3 protein-coding genes are annotated in these 2674 nt (G+C 71.8%); 1 reads left to right on the top strand and 2 read right to left on the bottom strand.

Going from position 1 to position 2674, the window contains the following annotated elements; genetic code table 11:
- The coding region (locus AOK15_RS17405) for an SCO4983 family protein (RefSeq protein ID WP_055517794.1) at positions 1 to 423 on the bottom strand (423 nt) is incomplete at its 3' end.
- 92 nt (positions 424 to 515) lie between these two features.
- Positions 516 to 1727 (bottom strand): pyridoxal phosphate-dependent aminotransferase, encoded by a 1212-nt coding sequence (locus AOK15_RS17400; RefSeq protein ID WP_055517793.1) that lies wholly within the window; start codon positions 1725 to 1727, stop codon positions 516 to 518.
- A 182-nt stretch (positions 1728 to 1909) separates the two neighbouring features.
- Here AOK15_RS17400 and AOK15_RS17395 point away from each other — a divergent pair.
- Positions 1910 to 2674, top strand: a 765-nt coding sequence (locus AOK15_RS17395; RefSeq protein ID WP_055517791.1) for a hypothetical protein, incomplete at its 3' end; no start/stop codon positions are given.

Below are 2674 nucleotides of genomic sequence, written 5' to 3'. Positions count from 1 at the left end.
GGCGTCGACGCGCTCGGCGGCGGCGTGGGCGTCCATGCGCTCGGCGGCCAGGATCGCGGCCGCGGTGTCGGCACGGGAGGCCGCGACGACGAGGGCGCGCCCGGCGAGGGCGTGGGCGCGCCGGTGGAGCCCGGCGGCATCCCGGTCGCGCCCGCCGGCCGGCGCGGAGGAGCGGACGGGCGGAAGGCCGCCGCGCAGCCGGGCCACCTGCTCGGACAGCCGCTCGGCGGCCGTGTCGAGGTCGGTGGTGTCGAGGTCGGCGGTGGGGGCGAGCGCGCGGAGCTCGTCGGTCGTCGCGAGCAGGGCGGCCAGATGGCCGGCGAGCTGGATGTCCAGCTCCTCCTCGCGCGAACGGTGGGGGAAGTCGGGCGAGGTCGTCGCGGCCATCGTGTGGACCGACTTGGTGCGGATCGGCTCGTACATGGGATGGCCTCCAAGCTCGCTCTCGGAGAACCAGCCTACATTAGATTCCGTCTAAAGTTGAGCGAGGTCCGGAAGTCGTCCGCGGGAGTGCCTCACGACTGGCCGTAGCCGTCCAGGAAGTTCCCGATCCGGGTGATCGCCGACCTCAGATCGGCCACGGTCGGCAGGGTCACCACACGGAAGTGATCCGGCTCGGGCCAGTTGAAGCCGGTGCCCTGGACGACCATGATCTTCTCCTGGCGGAGCAGATCGAGGACCATCCGCCGGTCGTCCTTGATCTTGAAGACATCGGGGTCGAGCCGGGGGAACAGGTACAGCGCCCCCTTCGGCTTCACGCACGACACCCCGGGGATCTGCGTCAGCAACTCGTAGGCGACGTCCCGCTGCTCCTTCAGGCGCCCGCCCGGCAGCACCAGATCGTTGATCGTCTGGCGTCCGCTGAGCGCGGCGACCACGCCGTGCTGCCCCGGCATGTTGGCGCACAGCCGCATGTTCGCCAGGATCGTCAGGCCCTCGATGTAGGAGTCGGCGTGCGCGCGCGGGCCGGAGATCGACATCCATCCGACGCGGTAGCCCGCGACCCGGTACGCCTTGGACATGCCGTTGAAGGTCAGCGTCAGCAGATCCGGGGCCACCGAGGCGGTCGGGGTGTGCGTGGCGCCGTCGTAGAGGATCTTGTCGTAGATCTCGTCCGAGCAGACGAGGAGGTTGTGGCGGCGCGCGATGTCCGTCAGCCCCCGGATCATCGCCTCGTCGTACACCGCGCCCGTCGGGTTGTTGGGGTTGATGATGACGAGGGCCTTGGTGCGGTCGGTGACCTTGCGCTCGATGTCCGCGAGGTCCGGCATCCAGTCGGACTGCTCGTCGCAGCGGTAGTGCACCGCCGTGCCGCCGGACAGGGAGACCGCCGCCGTCCACAGCGGATAGTCCGGGGCCGGTACGAGTACCTCGTCGCCGTCGTCCAGCAGGCCCTGCATCGCCATGACGATCAGCTCGGAGACGCCGTTGCCGATGAAGACGTGCTCGACGTCCGTCTCGATACCGAGGGTCTGGTTGTGCATGACGACCGCCCGGCGCGCGGCCAGGAGGCCCTTCGCGTCGCCGTAGCCGTGGGCGGACGACACATTGCGGAGGATGTCCTCCAGGATCTCCGGCGGGCACTCGAAGCCGAAGGCGGCCGGGTTGCCCGTGTTCAGCTTGAGGATGCGGTGACCGGCAGCCTCCAGCCGCATCGCCTCCTCGAGCACCGGGCCCCGGATCTCGTAACAGACGTTGGCGAGCTTGGTCGACTGGATCACCTGCATGTCCGTGAGCTTACGACCCGGTAACGGCTCGTGGGTCGTGTTTTCCACCACGTGAGACCGCCGCTATGCGGCGAAATGTTCCTCCGCTGTCCCTGAGCGTCACTCCTCCCTAGAATCCGCCCCCAGGTCCGGCCGCCCCCCACACGGCTCCAGGGCACGTGAGATGAAGAGAAGAAAAAGTGATGAACGGGGCGAATCGGGTGAACGAGGCGAACGGGGTGAACGGTGTGGATCGGGTCGGTGAGGCCTCCCAGGAGCCGCCGAACGTCTACCACCCGCTCGGCGACCCCTCCGCGGCGCCCGCCTACGAGGCCTTCCCCGACCCCGCCGCCGCCCACGGCTGGCAGAACGCCTACGACGACACCGTGCAGCTGGACGAGGTCGTGCTCGACGACCTCCGGGGCACCGTCGGCGGAACGGGCGCCCCGCCCGTCTCGGGGGCGGCCGGGGCCGCGGGTCCGACTGCTCCGACTGCTCCGGCGGGTCCGGCAGACGGGGCGTACGCGGTCGGCGCTCTCGGGCACGCCGCCCCGGACGCGCCGGACGGGCCGTATCCCCTCGACGGCGTGGACCCCGTCGGACGTCGCGCCCGGCCGTCCGGCGGCCGACGGGCCACGCTCGGCCGCCGCCGCGCCCGGCGGCGCGGGGTCCTGATCGCGGGCGGGGTCGCCGCGGCCGTGGTCGTGGGTGCCGTGGCGGCGGGCCTCGCCGGTGTCGGCTCCTCGGACGAGGAGGGGCCGAGCGGTCCGGCGACCAAGGAGTCCTCACCGGCGGGCGGCCGGTCCGGCGGGGGAGCGGCCACGCCGTCGACCGACGCGTCCTCCGCCGAGACGGAGCCGTCATCGCCCTCCGCCTCCCCGAGCGGAACCTCCGCGGAACCGTCCCCGTCCGGCACCGGCTCCGAATCCACGGCACCCACCCCGACGCCCACGCGCTCCACCACCGCC

The sequence above is a fragment of the Streptomyces ossamyceticus genome (genome assembly GCF_001418475.1).
In the GTDB taxonomy this organism is placed as follows: domain Bacteria; phylum Actinomycetota; class Actinomycetes; order Streptomycetales; family Streptomycetaceae; genus Streptomyces; species Streptomyces ossamyceticus.
The sequence above is the reverse complement of the archived record's forward strand: the minus strand, read 5'-3'. Positions and strand labels throughout refer to the sequence as shown.